This window comes from Mesorhizobium sp. LNHC252B00, assembly GCF_000502955.1.
Classification (GTDB): domain Bacteria; phylum Pseudomonadota; class Alphaproteobacteria; order Rhizobiales; family Rhizobiaceae; genus Mesorhizobium.
This window is the reverse complement of the sequence record NZ_AYWO01000101.1, coordinates 1-642: the sequence shown is the minus strand read 5'-3', so window position 1 is coordinate 642 and position 642 is coordinate 1. Positions and strand designations below refer to the sequence as shown.

Below are 642 nucleotides of genomic sequence, written 5' to 3'. Positions count from 1 at the left end.
TATTCGCTCTCCTTGGCTGTCGAGATGTCGCGGGCGATCTTGGAGGCGCCGATGATCTGGCCGACAGCATTGCGTACGGGCGAGATCGTCAGGGATACGGGCACCAGGCTGCCGTCCTTGCGACGGCGGATGGTCTCGTAGGTCTCGACCCGCTCGCCTTTGCGGATGCGCTCCAGTATGCGCGGCTCCTCGTCCAGATGGTCATCGGGTATCAGCATCGTCACGGATCTGCCGACCGCTTCGTCGGTGGTGTAGCCGAACAGGCGTTGGGCGCCTGAGTTCCAGCTCTTGATGACGCCGTTCAAATCCTTGCTGACGATTGCATCGAAGGAGGATTCCACGATGGCCGACAGATGATGCCTGGCCTCGTCGGCAAGATGCCGGTCGGTGAGGTCGAACAGCATGTTGACGGCGCCGACCAGCCTGCCCTGATCGTCATGGAGCGGGGTGGGATAGGGAAGGAAGGGCACGCGCGTGCCGTCGGGACGCTGCGAGATGGCCGACTGATTTCTGATCGGCCGGTTCTCCCGCAACGCAACGGCCATCGGGCATTGGTCGTGCGGCAACACCTGCCCGTCGGTCGTGAACAGCTTGTGCGTCACGCACCACTGGTCTTTTCCGAGCTCGGGCTCGCGCCCGGCA

1 protein-coding gene is annotated in these 642 nt (G+C 63.4%); it reads right to left on the bottom strand.

The window, feature by feature from the left end:
- On the bottom strand, positions 1-642 hold a 642-nt coding region (locus X744_RS139725), incomplete at both ends, for a PAS domain S-box protein (RefSeq protein WP_023763243.1).